The sequence below is a fragment of the Streptomyces sp. NPDC050315 genome (assembly GCF_040655775.1).
Lineage (GTDB): Bacteria > Actinomycetota > Actinomycetes > Streptomycetales > Streptomycetaceae > Streptomyces.
The window spans coordinates 123,762-137,530 of sequence record NZ_JBFAKN010000003.1 but is presented as its reverse complement, the minus strand read 5'-3'; the positions used below and the strand labels follow the sequence as shown (position 1 = coordinate 137,530).

Sequence of the window (13,769 nt, the reverse complement as noted above, 5' to 3'; positions counted from 1 at the left end):
TCGTGTGGCGGTGAGAGGGGTGATTGACTGGCCCCTGTACCCGGGCATCACCGGAATCGACGACCGAAGGGCCGACCGTGGCACCACCCGACCGCGTCCCCGCCGAACGCAGGCGACGCCGCCCCACCAAGAGCGGCGTGGTCCTGTCGGCGGAGCTGATCCTCGATGCGGCGCTGGAACTCCTCGACGAGCACGGCGCCGAGGCCCTCACCATCCGCAAGCTCGGGACCGCGCTAGGCGCCGACCCCAGCGCGGTCTACCGCTACTACCGCGGCGCCGAGGACCTGCTGCTCGCGCTGGGCGACCGCCTCATCGGCGAAGCGCTCGACGGCTTCAAGCCCGAGGAGCACGACGACTGGGCGGCGGCGCTGCGGGACTTCGGGCTGCGCGCCTACCGCGCGGCGCTGCGCCACCCGCGCGTCACCGTACTCAGCTCGTACCGCGTCACCCGCCGCCCCCATGAACAGCGCGCGGTCGAGACGGGCGTCGGCCTGCTGCGCCGGGCCGGCTTCGACGATGCCACGGCCGTGCGCCACTACCACGCCTTCGTCGACACCGTCCTCGGCCACGCGGCCCTGGACGCCGCGGTACTCCGCCTCCCCGCCGACCAGCGGGCCGGCGACGAACAGGCATGGAGCGAGGCGTACGCGCAGTTGCCCGCCGATGCGTTCCCGAACCTGCATGCGGTCCGGGGCCACCTCCCGACGATGGCGGGCCCGGCCGTGGAGCACGCGCTTGATCTACTGCTGGCGGCGCTGAAGGCGCAGGCTCCGGAAAGCTGATGTTGCGTCAGGAAGTGGGAGTGGGAGAGGAGTTGAGGGCGGTACGCAACGCAGCGTGCGCCGCTTCGTTCGCCTCGGCGGCCGCGGGCAGTTGGCCCGGCATCCCGAAGAACCCGTGGAAGACCCCGTCGTAACGCCGGACGTCCACCCTGACACCGGCCTCCCGCAGCCGACTGCCGTACGCCTCGCCCTCGTCGCGCAGCGGATCGTACTCCGCGGTCAGGATGAGGGCCGGCGGCAGCCCGGAGAGGTCGGTGGCGGCGAGCGGCGAGGCGTAGGGATGCACGTCGCCGTGGCTGTCACTGTCCCCGTCTGTGCCGAGGTACTGCTCCCAGTACCAGCGCAGGTGGTCCGCGGTGACGAAGTACCCCCGGGCGTTCTCCTCGTACGAGAGGGTGTTCCGGGCGGGGTCGAGCATCGGGTAGATCAGCAGCTGGAAGACCGGCATCGGGCCGCCGCGGTCGCGGGCCATCAGGGGGAGTACCGCGGCGAGGTTGCCGCCCGCGCTGTCGCCGGCCACCGCGATACGGGCCGGATCGCCGCCCTCCTCGGCGGCGTGCGCGGCGGCCCAGCGCAGTACCGCGTAGGCGTCCTCGGCGGCGGCGGGGAAGCGGTGTTCGGGCGCCCGCCGGTAGTCCACGGAGACGACGAGCGCGCCCGTTGCGTTGGCCAGGTCCCGGCAGATGGCGTCGTGCGAGTCCAGGTCGCAGATCACGAAGCCGCCGCCGTGGCAGAACACCACCATGGGCAACCCGCCGTCGGCGTCCTCGCGCGGCCAGTACAGCCGTACCGGTACGTCGGGAGCGTCGGCGGGCCCCGGCACCCGTCGGTCCTCGACCCGGGCCACCGGCACCGGGGTCACCGCGCGGGCCGGTTGCGCCGCCGCGAGAATCCGGCGTGCCTCGGCCGCGTCGAGGACCTCGGTGCCCAGCCGCGGGAAGCGTGCCTCGGTCAGCTCGATGATGGTTTTCGCCACGGGATCCAACGGCATGCGCGGTCTCACCTCGTCGTCACGTCTCTGTCGACCTGCCGCTCGACAGTATTCCCCATCGATAGTTCTAATAGAAATAGTTCTGGTCGTGAGTGCGGGAAATCGGTGGCGCCCCGCGAGGCGAGCCGCTACCTTCCGCCCCAGCGCACTGAGAGACAGCCAGACAGCCAGGGGGAGCCGGGTATGGCGGGTACGGAGCTCGAGGGCCAACGGACCGACCGGTTGGGCGTACTGCTCGACCAGTTCGACCAGGCCAGGGAGATGGCGCAGGTGCGGCTCACGGGGCTCGCGACGAGGAGTACCTCTGGGAGCCGGTGCCCGGTTGCTGGTCGATCCGGCGCCGGGGCGAGGCGGTGACGCCCAGGGCGTTCGGGCCGGGTGAGTGGGTGCTGGACCGGGGCGCCCCGGACATCCCGGCGAGCGAGTACGGCGAGGTCGCCCGGCAGGCCGCCGACGGCATGACCGTCGACAAGATCGCCGAGGACTGGAGCGTGAGCGTCGAGCGCGTCGAGCAGGTCCTGGCCCACACCGGTGTGCCGGAGCCCGACGTCACGCCGGTCACGACCATCGCGTGGCGGCTGGCGCACCTGCACTTCGAGTTCGTGGGCCGATGGGAGTGGACCTTCGGCGAACGGCGGCAGGACCCGAAGCTGATGGTCGACTTCAGCCCCTCCGCCGACCTGGCACTCGAGCGGTTCTGGGCGTCGGTCGACCGCTGGCGCGACAGCATCGGCACCCTCACCGACGAGCAGCTCGACACCGTCGGCTTCTCGCAGTACCCGCACGGCTCCGACCCCGACGACCCGTTCGTCAGCGTGCTGGCGGGCGGCAACCTCGAATTGATCCACCACATGGCCGAGATCGCATTGCTCCGCGACCTGTGGCGGGCGCGCTTCAGCTAGGCGGCCCGGGTGCTCAGTCGCGCTTCTGTTCCGCCGCCCGGACCTTCGCGGCCACCTCGTCCAGGTCCCGCAGCGCCGACTCGGCGAATTCCCGCTCCGCCGCGTAGTACTTCTCCGACCAGCGCAGGACGAGCTCGGTGTACGCCCAGGACGGCTCCTTGGCCGAGCCCTCGGCCGTGGCGCGGGCCCGGCGGGTCATCTGCTCCGTGTACGTGCGGTGCTGTTCGAGGATGGCGCGCAGCTCGTCGGGGTCGGTGAGGTGGCCGAGCCACAGCCGCAGCATGACGCCGTGCTTGAGGACCGGCGGCTCGACCGGTGCTTCGCTGACCCACCGGGCGGCCGCCGCCTTGCCGCTCGGCGTGATGCTGTACAGCCGCTTGCCGCGCACGCCGTCGTCCTGGACGACCGTCCGCGACGTGACGTAACCGTGCTTCTCCAGCCGCTTGAGCTCGCCGTAGACCTGGCTGGCCGACGGGCTCCAGTAGAAGAACTGCAGGCTCGCATCGGCCCACTTCTTCAGGTCGTATCCGGACAGCTCCTCCCCGAAGGAGAGCAGCCCGAGCACCGCCCAGCTGGTGGGCGGCAGTTCAGCGGGGTCGAAGGGCGCGGTCGAGTCGGTCACGGGGGCGAGTATAGGACCGACCGTGCAGGTGAGCGGCTGGGGCGTCGGCCGGACCGCCGGGGCATCAGTCGGTCGGGGACGGGCGTCGGTCGGCCGGGGACGCGGTGGTCAGTCGGTCGGGGACGGCAGGCCGTCGCGGGCCGCGCGGCGCAGTTCGGTCTTGAGGATCTTGCCGCTCGTGTTGCGCGGCAGCTCCGGTACGAGATGGAAACGGCGCGGCACCTTGAAGTTGGCGAGCCGCTCCCGGGCCCAGGCGGTGAGCCCGTCCGGGGTCGGCGGCTCCTGCGCGGCATCAGGGACGACGAAGGCCACGCCGACCTCGCCGAGCCGCTCGTCCGGTGCCCCGACGACGGCGACCTCGGCGATGCCGGGGTGCGCGCCGAGCGCATGCTCCACCTCCGCCGGATACGCGTTGAAGCCGCCGACGACATACATGTCCTTGAGGCGGTCGGTGAGGGACAGATAGTCGTGCTCGTCCAGTACGCCGACGTCACCGGTGTGCAGCCAGCCGTCCGCGTCGATGGCGCGCGCGGTGGCTTCCGGGTCGTCGAGGTAGCCGGCCATGACGTGATAGCCGCGCGTGACCACTTCGCCGGGCCGGCCGGGCGGCAGCTCGCGGCCGTCCGGACCCACGACCCGCAGCTCGGTGCCGGGCAGTGCGACGCCGACGGTACGGGCGACCGTCGCGGCATCGGCGTCCACGGGGCAGATGGAGACCACCCCGGTCGACTCGCTCAGCCCGTACGCCGTGAAGACATCCGTCGCGCCGAGCTCCCGGCGGATCTCCTCGATCAGCGTGGTGGGGACCATGGCGGCGCCGGTACCGGCCAGCCGCAGCGCCGACAGGTCGTGCCGCTCGCGCCCGGGGTGGCGGATGAGGCCGTGGAAGACGGTCGGCGGCCCGAGCAGCACACTCACCCGCTCCTCGGCCATCCGACGCAGCATCAGCTCGGTGTCGAAGACCGGCTCGGGCAGCATCGTCACACCGCGCAGCAGACAGCCGAGCACCCCCGCCTTGTACCCCATGGTGTGGAAGAAGGGGTTGACGAGCAGATAGCGGTCGCCGGGGCGCAGTGTGACCGCACGGGACCAGTTCTCGTAGACCCGGATGGTCTGCCCGTGCGTGATCATCACGCCCTTGGGGCGGCCCGTGGTGCCGGAGGTGTAGAGGATGTCGGACAGGTCGTCGGGGCGTACGGCAGCGGTACGGGCGGCCCGCTCGGCATCGGGAACCGCGGCGCCCGCCGCCAGGTAGTCGTCCCAGGAGACGGCTCCGTACGTGTGCGATGCGGGTGGGGCCGCCGCCGGGTCCGCCGCTGGGGACGCCGCCCGGTCACGCAGTACCACCGTGTCGCGCAGCCGACCCAGATCCGCACCCGAGTCATGCAGCATCGCCACGTAATCCGTGCCGAGGAAGCCGCGCTCGGTGAACAGGAGACGGGCACCACTGCGCCGGATGATGTCGGCGGCCTCCGCGGCCTTGTAGCGCGTGTTCACCGGTACCAGGACGGCGCCGACCGAGACCACGCCGAGCGCCGCCGCGATCCACTGCCGACTGTTCGGCGCCCAGATCGCCACCCGGTCGCCGGGCGCCACGCCGTGCGCGACGGCGGCCCGCGCCGCCGCGTGCACCTCGTCCCGCAGCCGCGCGAAACTCCACCGCACCTCGCCGTCGGCCAGCGCCTCCGCCTCCCCGAACGCGGCCGCGGCGGAGTCCGCCAACTGCGCGACCGTGCCGGGCCCGTGCGCGTCCGCCTCGCCGCTCTCGCGGCTGTCCATGCTGATCACGATCACGCCCTCCTGCTCCGCTGCCGTGTCCCGCGGCCATCACACCGGTCACCCGCCCCAGTGGCCAGGGCGAAGTCCCGTCCAGTGGGAGAAGCGACGCGGCGACTCCCTAGACTGCGGTGGTGGCGGAAGAACAATCACGCGGCGCTGACCTCCCCGCGACCGGCTGGGCCGTGCTCGGGCTGCTCTCCTTCGGGGAGGAGCTGTCCGGTTACGACCTGAAGAAATGGGCGGACTGGTCGTTGGGCTTCTTCTACTGGAGCCCGTCGTTCAGCCAGATCTACGGTGAGCTCAAGCGGCTGGAGAAGGCCGGTTACGCCGCCTCGCGGATGGTCACGCCGGAGAACGGCGGCCGGAGCAAGCGCGTGTACCGGATCACCGAGACGGGGACGGCCGCCGTCCGCACCTGGACGCGGGAGGCACCGGTCGAGCCGCCGGTCCTCAAGCACGGCGTCATGCTGCGCCTGTGGCTCGGCCACCTGATGGGCCCGGCCCGGATGCGCGACGTGCTCGCCGCACACCAGGACTACGCCGAAACCATGCGCCGACGCGCGGCGGCGGACGCCGAAGGCGCCGCCACCGAGGCCACCTGGGCCTACACCGAACTCACCCTCAAATGGGCGGAACGCTACTACGCGGCAGAACGCGACCGAGCCACCGAAATGCTCGCCGAACTGGCGGAGTTGGCGGACCGGGAGGGCCTGCGCCCTCCGGGTACCGACTAGAGGACGGCGGCCGGCAGGCCCAGGTCTGTTGCCAGTCGCGACCGGTGCCACGACGGTGGGCCGAAGAGTTGGGTCGTGCTGTGGGCGCGTTTGAAGTAGTGGTGGGCTTCGTGTTCCCAGGTGATGCCGATGCCGCCGTGTAGCTGGATCATTTCGCTTGCCACCGCGGAGAAGGCCTCCGAGCAGACGGACTTGGCGACGGCCGCGGCCCGGGCCGCCTCCGTCCCGTCGTCGGCCGCTGCCGCGAATGCCGCGCCCAGTGCCGCCGAGCGGGCCGACTCCACCATTACGTACGCGTCCGCCAGCCGGTGTTTGACCGCCTGGAAGGAGCCGATGGGGCGGTTGAATTGCACGCGGTTCTTTGCGTGGGTGACGGTGAGTTCGAGGCAGCGTTCGGCCGCGCCGACCTGTTCGGCGGCCAGTGCCGTGCAGGCCAGGCCCAGTACCCGGTCCAGGACTCGGCCGCCGTCGCCGTCCGTGCCGATCAGCCGTGCCTCGGCACCGTCGAGCACAACACGCGCCATGGACCGTGTCTGATCCATCGTCACCGATGCCTCGCTCCGCACCCCCGCGCAGTCCGTCGCCACCTGGAAGAGCGACACTCCGGCTCCGGTACGTGCTGCCACGAGCAGTATCTCGGCTGTCGCCCCGTCGAGTACGTACTCCTTGGTGCCGGTGAGCTGCCATGTGCCGGACGGACCCGGGGCGGCCGTCGTCGTCCGGATTGCTGCCGGGTACCAGGATCTCCCTTCGGACCAGGCCAGTGTTCCGATGGACCGGCCCTCGGCCAGCTGGGGCAGCAGTGTCTTGCACGCTGCCGCGTCGCCCGACGCCAGCAGTGTCTGTACCGCGAGCACGGCGGAGGAGAGGAATGGTACGGGGCTCAGTGTGCGTCCCAACTCTTCCATTACCACGTGTACTTCACGGGGGCCGCAGCCCGCGCCGCCGTACTCCTCGGGCACCGCCAGCCCCGCGACGCCGATCTGCTCCGTCAGAGGGCGCCAGGCCGCCGCGCCCTCGTGCCGCGTGAGCACCGCGCGTACGGCGGACCGCAGCTCCTCCTGTTCCGCCGTCGGCGTCAGCTCCCTCATGCCCCGGCTCCTTCCATCACGCGGGCGCGGCAGTCCGCCGGGGTGCCCCACGCCGACCGCAGCGCGCGGGCCTTGCGTATCCAGAGGGAGAGAGCGAGCTCGTCGGTGTAGCCGAGGGCGCCGTGCAGCTGGAGGGCGGTGCGGGCCGCGGTGTACGCGGCCTCGCAGGCGGCCACCTTCGCCATCGGTACGTCCGCCTGATCGCCCGATGCCAGGCCCAGCGCCGCCGCGTGCACCAGTGGCTGCGCGAACTCCAGCCCGATGAGCGTGTCGGCCAGCCGGTGTTTGACCGCCTGGAAGGAGCCGACGGCGACGCCGAATTGCCGGCGTTGGCGGACGTACTCCACGGTGTGTGCCAGCAGCGCGCGGCCCAGCCCGAGTGCCTGCGCCGCCGTGGCCAGCGCCGCGATGTCGGTGGCGTACGCGGCGGCGGCCGTCACCCGCGGCCCCCGCGCCAGCACCGCCCCGCCGAGCGGCCGGGCCAGGCGACGCGCCGGGTCGGCGGATGGCTGCACGGGACCGGCCGATTCCGCCAGCCGTACGGTGTCCCCGTCGACGACGAGTACCGCATCGGCGGCCGCGGCGTCGAGCGCGTACGGGCTCCCGCCGGTGACCACGCAGAAGGACGCGAGCGTCTTGCCCGAGGCGATGCCGGGCAGCCACTCCGCAGCAGCCGCCTCATTGCCCAGCCGGTCCAGGAAGGCCGCGGCCGCCACCGTCTCCACCGCCGGGCCCGGCACTGCATGGCGTCCCAACTCCACGAAAGAGACGGTGAGTTCGATCGGCAGCGGGCCCACTCCCTCGTACGCCTCCGGTACCGCGAGGGCGAAGACGCCGAGGTCGGCCAGGCGGGTCCACAACCGGCGGCCTGGGCCGGTGTCGCCGCCGGCCCAGGCCCGGCTCACCGCGGGTGTGTCGGCCGCCGTGAGCAGGGCGTCCAGGGAGCGGGTGAACTCCCGTTGTGCGTCGTCGAGGAGGAACCGCATCACCGGCGTCCTTTCGGCAGACCGAGCAGCCGCTCGGCGATGATGTCGCGTTGGATTTCGTTGGTGCCCGCGTATACGGGGCCCGCGAGGGAGAAGGTGTACCCCTCGGCCCAACTCCCGTGCGCGGGCGCGTCCCCGGCCGTGTCCGCCAGCTCACCCTCCGGACCCAGCAGGTCGAGCGCCGTCTCGTGCAGTGCGATGTCGTACTCGGACCAGAAGACCTTGTTCAGGCTCGACTCGGCGCCGAGAGACCCTCCGGCGGCGATGCGCGACGCGCTCCCGTACGTGAAGAGCTGGTACGCGCGGGCGCCGATGACCGCGTCGGCCACCCGGTCGCGCAGCGCGGTGTCGGCCGGATCGGCGCGCTCGCGCCACAGTGCGACGAGCCGGTCGGCGGCCGCGAGGAAGCGGCCCGGGCTGCGCAGTGTCAGCCCGCGCTCGTTGCCCGCCGTACTCATCGCCACCCGCCAGCCCTGCCCCGGCTCCCCGATCACATCCGCGTCCGGCACGAACACCTCGTCGAGGAAGATCTCGGCGAAGGCGGGCTTGCCGTCGAGCCGCCCGATGGGCCGTACGGTCACCCCGTCCGCGTCCAGCGGGAACATCAGATACGTCAGCCCACGGTGCGGCTTTCCCTCGGCCGCGCCGGACGGGTCGCTGCGGAAGAGTCCGAATGCCCGGTCGGCGAAGGCGGCCCGGGAGGACCAGGTCTTCTGCCCGCTGAGCAGCCACCCTCCATCGGTCCGTACCGCCGTCGACCGCAGCGACGCCAGGTCGGAGCCCGCCTCCGGCTCGGACCACGCCTGGGCCCAGATCGTCGCGCCGCTCGCCATGTCCGGTAGTACGTGCGTCAGTTGCTCGGGTGTGCCGTGCTCGAAGAGGGTCGGGGCGAGCAGGTTGATGCCGTTCTGGCTGACCCGGCCGGGCGCCCCGGCCGCGTAGTACTCCTCCTCGAAGAGCAGCCACTGCAGCAGGGACGCGCCGCGGCCGCCGTACTCCTCGGGCCAGGAGACCACCGACCAGCGCCCGGCGGCCAGTTCGCGTTCCCATTCCCGGTGGGCCGCGAACCCTTCCGCCGTCTCCAGGGAGGGCAGCGGGGCGCGGGGCACGTGCGCGGCGAGCCAGGCGCGGGCCTCGGCCCGGAACGCCTCGTCGGCGGGGGAGAGGTCCAGGTCCATCAGGAGGACGCCTCCTTCATGCCCTTGATGTTCATGCCGCCGAGGGAGTCGGCGGCGGTCTCGGCGTTGTGCGCGTGGGCGAGGTGGTGCAGGCCGAAGACGGAGTCCAGGCCGGTGTGCAGGCCCTGGAGGTCCTCGGCCTGGTTCACGGCGCGTTTGGTGAGGGCGAGTCCCATGCGCGGCATCTCGGCGATGCGGCGCGCCAACTCCATTGTTGTATCGGTGAGTTCAGCGCGCGGTACAACTCGGTTGATCATGCCGATTCCGTGCGCCCGTTGGGCCGTCATCCGGTCGCCGGTGTAGAGGAATTCCTTGGCGATGCGGGGCGGCATGACCCAGGGGTGGGCGAAGTACTCGACGCCGGGGATGCCCATGCGGACGACGGGGTCGGCGAAGAAGGCGTCCTCGGAGGCCACGATCAGGTCGCAGATCCAGGCGAGCATCAGGCCGCCCGCCACGCAGGCGCCCTGCACGCTCGCGATCACCGGCTTGGGCAGCTCGCGCCACCGGCGGCACATCCCGAGGTACACCTCGGACTCGCGGGCGTAGCGGCTCTCCGCGCCCGCCTTGTCGCTGTGGTCCCACCACAGGCCGGCCTTGCGGTCGAAGGGGAGATGGGCGTCGCGCTCCGGGGTGCCGATGTCGTGGCCGGCGGAGAAGTGCTTGCCGGCGCCCGCGAGGACCACGACCTTGACGTCGTTGTCTTCGGCCGCGCGGTAGAAGGCGCGGTCCAGGGCGTAAGTCATCGCCGAATTCTGGGCGTTGCGGTAGTCGGGCCGGTTCATGGTGACGGTCGCGACCGGTCCCTGCCGCTCGTAACGTACGGGCTCGTCGTCGGGCACAGTGGGCATCTGCGACTCCTCCTCCGGGAAAACCAAGCTTCCCTAACAAGTGTTTGGTAGGTTAACGTACGGCCATGAGCAGCGTCGAGGAGTTCCGCACCGAGGCCCGCGCCTGGCTGCGGGCCCACCTCACCGGAGAGTTCGCGGGTCTGCGCGGCCGCGGCGGGCCCGGCAGAGAGCACGAGGCATTCGCCGAACGCCTCGCCTGGGAGCGGTACATGGCGGCCGCCGGCTGGACCTGTATCGGCTGGCCTGAGGAGTACGGGGGCCGCGGCGCGACCCTCGCCCAACAGGTCGCCTTCCACGAGGAGTACGCGCTCGCCGAAGCGCCGGCCCGCGTCGGCCACATCGGCGAGCAGCTGCTCGGCCCCACCCTCATCGCCTTCGGCACGCCCGAGCAGCGGGCCCGCTTCCTGCCGAAGATCGTCTCGGTCGAGGAGCTGTGGTGCCAGGGGTACAGCGAGCCGGACGCCGGCTCCGACCTGGCCAACGTACGGACCAAGGCCGAGCGCGAGGGCGAGGAGTGGGTGATCAGCGGGCAGAAGATCTGGACGTCCCTCGCGCACGAGTCGGACTGGTGCTTCGTCGTGGCCCGCACCGAGCCCGGCTCCACCCGGCACAACGGACTCTCGTACCTGCTGGTCCCGCTCGACCAGCCCGGCGTGGAGATCCGCCCGATCACCCAGCTCACCGGCACCTCCGAATTCAACGAGGTGTTCTTCGACGGCGCGCGCGCCGCCGCCGAGAACATCGTCGGCGCCCCGGGGGACGGCTGGCGCATCGCCATGGCCACCCTCGGGTTCGAGCGCGGTGTGTCCACCCTCGGGCAGCAGGTCGGCTTCCGCCGCGAGCTGGCCGCCGTCATCGAGCTGGCCAAGGCCAACGGCGCCGCCGCCGACCCGCTGATCCGCGACCGGATCGCCCGTGCGTGGACCGGCCTTGCGACCATCCGTTGCAACGCGCTGCGGATGCTCGACGGCGTCGCGGCAGGGGCCCCGGGCCCCGAGGCGTCCATCGGGAAGATCTTCTGGGCCACCTGGCACCGCGAGCTCGGCGAACTCGCCATGGATGTCTGTGGCGCCGACGGCATGCTGGCCGCGGGCGAGCCGTACGACCTCACCGACTGGCAGCGGCTCTTTCTCTTCTCCCGCTCCGACACCATCTACGCCGGTTCCAACGAGATCCAGCGGAACGTGATCGCCGAGCGCGTGCTCGGCCTGCCGAAGGAGGTACGCGCGTGACCCCGCCGCCCCCGTACGTGCCCGGGCACGCCCTGCTCGTCGGACGCACCGCCGTCGTCACCGCCGCGGCGGGCGCGGGCATCGGCGGCGCCACCGCGCGCCGGCTCCTGGAGGAAGGCGCGCGCGTCGTCCTCTCCGACGCACACGCCCGCCGGCTCAAGGAGTCCGCGGAAGCGCTCGCCGCGGAGTTCGGCGCGGACAAGGTCGCGGCGTTGCCTTGTGATGTCACCGACGAGGCGCAGGTCACCGCCCTCCTCGACCTGGTCGAGGAGCGCCACGGCCGGCTCGACATCGTCGTGAACAACGCCGGGCTCGGCGGCACCGCCGACCTGGTCGACATGACCGACGCACAGTGGGAACGGGTCCTCGACGTCACACTCAACGGCACCTTCCGCTGCACCCGGGCGGCAATGCGGCGGATGAAGGCAGCCGGCCAGGAAGGTGTCATCGTCAACAACGCCTCCGTCATCGGCTGGCGCGCCCAGCGCGGCCAGGCCCACTACGCCGCCGCCAAGGCCGGAGTGATGGCGCTGACCCGCTGCGCGGCGGTCGAGGCGGCCGAGTACGGCGTGCGTGTCAACGCCGTGGCGCCGAGCCTGGCCATGCACCCGCACCTCGCCAAGGTCACCACCGACGAACTGCTGCAGGAGCTGACCGCGCGCGAGGCGTTCGGACGGTACGCCGAGCCCTGGGAGGTCGCCAACGTGATCGTCTTCCTGGCGAGCGACTACTCGTCGTACATGACCGGCGAGGTCGTGCCGGTCAGCAGCCAGCGCGCGTGAGAGCCGGGCGACAATGGGACCGTGCCAACCGCCAAGAAGAAACCCAACGTGAGCCCGTCCCCCGAGCGCCGCCGCGAGCTGCTGGACACCGCAGCGGAGGTGTTCGCCGCACAGGGCTACAACGCCACCACCGTACGCAAGATCGCGGACGCCGCGGGGATGCTGGCCGGCAGCCTCTACTACCACTTCGACTCCAAGGAGTCGATGCTCGACGAGATCCTCGCCACCTTCCTGGACGAGCTGTGGAACGGCTACGACACCGTGCTGGCCGCCGGGCTCGGCCCCCGGGAGACCATCGAGGCCCTCGTCACCGAGTCCTTCCGGGAGATCGACCGGCACCGCGACGCCGTCGCCATCTACCAGAAGGAGGCCCGGACCCTCGCCACCCAGCCGCGCTTCGGCTACCTGGCCGACTCGCAGACGAAGTTCGAGAAGGCGTGGCTGGGCACGCTGGAGCGCGGAGTGGCCGACGGCGTGTTCCGCGCCGACCTGGACATCCGGCTCACCTACCGCTTCATCCGCGACACCGTCTGGGTCGCGGTGAGCTGGTACCGCCCGGGCGGACAGCACAGCCCGGAGGAGATCGCCCGCCAGTACCTCTCGATGGTGCTGGACGGGGTCGCCGTACGCACCTGACACCGACCGAGGAGCAGCCCGTCATGGCCGAGGCATACATCGTCGACGCGATACGCACCCCCGTGGGACGCCGGAACGGCGGGCTCGCCGCCGTCCACCCCGCCGACCTCGGGGCCCATGTACTCAAGGCCCTGATGGCGCGCACGGGTATCGACCCGGCCGCCGTCGAGGACGTGGTGATGGGCTGTCTGGACACGGTCGGGCCGCAGGCCGGTGACATCGCGCGCACCTGCTGGCTGGCGGCCGGACTGCCCGAGGAAGTACCGGGCGTCACCGTCGACCGGCAGTGCGGCTCCTCGCAGCAGGCCGTCCACTTCGCCGCGCAGGGCGTGCTCTCCGGCACCCAGGACCTGGTCGTGGCGGCCGGTACGCAGAACATGTCGATGATCCCGATCGCCTTCGCCAGCCGCCGGGCCGCCGAACCGCTCGGGCTCACCGAAGGCCCGTACGCGGGCAGCGAGGGCTGGCGCGCCCGTTACGGCGACGCGCCCGTCAACCAGTTCCACGGCGCCGAGCTGATCGCCGAGAAGTGGGGCATCTCCCGTACGGACATGGAGGAGTTCGCGCTGCGGTCGCATCAGCGCGCGATCCACGCCATCGACGAGGGCCGCTTCGACCGCGAACTCGTACCGTACGGGGACGTGGCCGCCGACGAGGGCCCGCGCCGGGACACCTCGTTGGAGAAGATGGCCGGGCTGAAGCCGGTGGTCGAGGGCGGCCGGCTGACCGCCGCGGTCTCCTCCCAGGTCTCCGACGGCGCCTCGGCGATGCTGCTCGCCTCCGAGCGCGCCGTACGGGAGCACGGCCTCACCCCGCGCGCCCGGATCCACCACCTCTCCGTACGCGGCGAGGACCCCATCCGCATGCTGTCAGCGCCGATCCCGGCCACCGCGCACGCCCTGAAGAAGACCGGCCTGACCATCGACGACATCGACCTGGTCGAGATCAACGAGGCGTTCGCGCCGGTCGTCCTGGCCTGGCTGAAGGAGACCGGCGCCGACCCCGAGAAGGTCAACGTCAACGGCGGCGCCATCGCCCTCGGCCATCCGCTGGGGGCCACCGGCACGAAGCTCATGACCACACTCCTCCATGAGCTGGAGCGCACCGGTGGCCGTTACGGCCTCCAGACGATGTGCGAGGGCGGCGGCCAGGCCAACGTCACGATCATCGAGCGCCTCTGACGTGACGCAGGGCCCATGTCTT

The 13,769-nt window shown here is 71.7% G+C and carries 13 protein-coding genes and 1 pseudogene; 7 read left to right on the top strand and 7 right to left on the bottom strand.

What is annotated here, in order from left to right; all coding sequences use genetic code 11:
• Window positions 1–77: 77 nt before the first annotated feature.
• Window positions 78–782 (top strand): TetR family transcriptional regulator, encoded by a 705-nt coding sequence (locus tag AB0I82_RS11850; RefSeq protein WP_363257057.1) that lies wholly within the window; start codon window positions 78–80, stop codon window positions 780–782.
• Window positions 783–789: 7 nt separating this feature from the next.
• On the opposite strand, the gene AB0I82_RS11845 is transcribed toward AB0I82_RS11850, so the two are convergent.
• Window positions 790–1,773, bottom strand: a complete 984-nt coding sequence (locus AB0I82_RS11845) for an alpha/beta hydrolase (protein WP_363257056.1) — start codon at window positions 1,771–1,773, stop codon at window positions 790–792.
• Window positions 1,774–1,956: 183 nt separating this feature from the next.
• On the opposite strand from AB0I82_RS11845, the pseudogene AB0I82_RS11840 reads away from it, so the two are divergent.
• A pseudogene (locus AB0I82_RS11840) lies at window positions 1,957–2,675 on the top strand (DinB family protein).
• A gap of 13 nt (window positions 2,676–2,688) precedes the next feature.
• On the opposite strand, the gene AB0I82_RS11835 reads toward AB0I82_RS11840, so the two are convergent.
• Together AB0I82_RS11835 and AB0I82_RS11830 are read right to left on the bottom strand one after the other, a co-directional pair.
• Window positions 2,689–3,297, bottom strand: a complete 609-nt coding sequence (locus tag AB0I82_RS11835) for a PadR family transcriptional regulator (protein WP_363257055.1) — start codon at window positions 3,295–3,297, stop codon at window positions 2,689–2,691.
• A 108-nt stretch (window positions 3,298–3,405) separates the two neighbouring features.
• Window positions 3,406–5,076 carry a FadD3 family acyl-CoA ligase gene (locus tag AB0I82_RS11830; protein ID WP_363257714.1) on the bottom strand — a complete coding sequence of 557 codons (1,671 nt, stop codon included), beginning with the start codon at window positions 5,074–5,076 and terminating at the stop codon, window positions 3,406–3,408.
• 131 nt (window positions 5,077–5,207) lie between these two features.
• Between AB0I82_RS11830 and AB0I82_RS11825 the strand changes: the two genes are divergently transcribed.
• A complete protein-coding gene (locus tag AB0I82_RS11825; RefSeq protein ID WP_363257054.1) occupies window positions 5,208–5,810 on the top strand; it encodes a PadR family transcriptional regulator in 603 nt (200 codons plus the stop codon).
• On the opposite strand, the gene AB0I82_RS11820 is transcribed toward AB0I82_RS11825, so the two are convergent.
• The 4 genes from AB0I82_RS11820 to AB0I82_RS11805 are packed head-to-tail and all read right to left on the bottom strand — an operon-like array spanning window position 5,807 to window position 9,916.
• The gene (locus AB0I82_RS11820) at window positions 5,807–6,901 is read right to left on the bottom strand and encodes an acyl-CoA dehydrogenase family protein (RefSeq protein ID WP_363257053.1); all 1,095 of its coding nucleotides are present in this window, start codon (window positions 6,899–6,901) and stop codon (window positions 5,807–5,809) included. The two genes, AB0I82_RS11825 and AB0I82_RS11820, sit on opposite strands and share 4 nt — an antisense overlap.
• A complete protein-coding gene (locus AB0I82_RS11815) occupies window positions 6,898–7,887 on the bottom strand; it encodes an acyl-CoA dehydrogenase family protein (protein ID WP_363257052.1) in 990 nt (329 codons plus the stop codon). The genes AB0I82_RS11820 and AB0I82_RS11815 overlap by 4 nt, the downstream gene beginning before the upstream one ends.
• The gene (locus AB0I82_RS11810; RefSeq protein ID WP_363257051.1) at window positions 7,887–9,065 is read right to left on the bottom strand and encodes an acyl-CoA dehydrogenase family protein; all 1,179 of its coding nucleotides are present in this window, start codon (window positions 9,063–9,065) and stop codon (window positions 7,887–7,889) included. The genes AB0I82_RS11815 and AB0I82_RS11810 overlap by 1 nt, the downstream gene beginning before the upstream one ends.
• Window positions 9,065–9,916, bottom strand: a complete 852-nt coding sequence (locus AB0I82_RS11805) for an enoyl-CoA hydratase (RefSeq protein WP_363257050.1) — start codon at window positions 9,914–9,916, stop codon at window positions 9,065–9,067. The genes AB0I82_RS11810 and AB0I82_RS11805 overlap by 1 nt, the downstream gene beginning before the upstream one ends.
• A gap of 65 nt (window positions 9,917–9,981) precedes the next feature.
• Here AB0I82_RS11805 and AB0I82_RS11800 point away from each other — a divergent pair, with 65 nt between their 5' ends.
• The 4 genes from AB0I82_RS11800 to AB0I82_RS11785 are packed head-to-tail and all read left to right on the top strand — an operon-like array spanning window position 9,982 to window position 13,747.
• Window positions 9,982–11,148 (top strand): acyl-CoA dehydrogenase family protein, encoded by a 1,167-nt coding sequence (locus AB0I82_RS11800; protein WP_363257049.1) that lies wholly within the window; start codon window positions 9,982–9,984, stop codon window positions 11,146–11,148.
• The gene (locus tag AB0I82_RS11795) at window positions 11,145–11,930 is read left to right on the top strand and encodes an SDR family oxidoreductase (RefSeq protein WP_363257048.1); all 786 of its coding nucleotides are present in this window, start codon (window positions 11,145–11,147) and stop codon (window positions 11,928–11,930) included. The genes AB0I82_RS11800 and AB0I82_RS11795 overlap by 4 nt, the downstream gene beginning before the upstream one ends.
• 21 nt (window positions 11,931–11,951) lie before the next feature.
• Window positions 11,952–12,566, top strand: coding sequence for a TetR/AcrR family transcriptional regulator (locus AB0I82_RS11790; protein ID WP_363257047.1), 615 nt, complete (start codon window positions 11,952–11,954; stop codon window positions 12,564–12,566).
• Window positions 12,567–12,589: 23 nt separating this feature from the next.
• Window positions 12,590–13,747, top strand: a complete 1,158-nt coding sequence (locus tag AB0I82_RS11785) for an acetyl-CoA C-acetyltransferase (RefSeq protein WP_363257046.1) — start codon at window positions 12,590–12,592, stop codon at window positions 13,745–13,747.
• The last annotated feature ends 22 nt before the right edge of the window (window positions 13,748–13,769 follow it).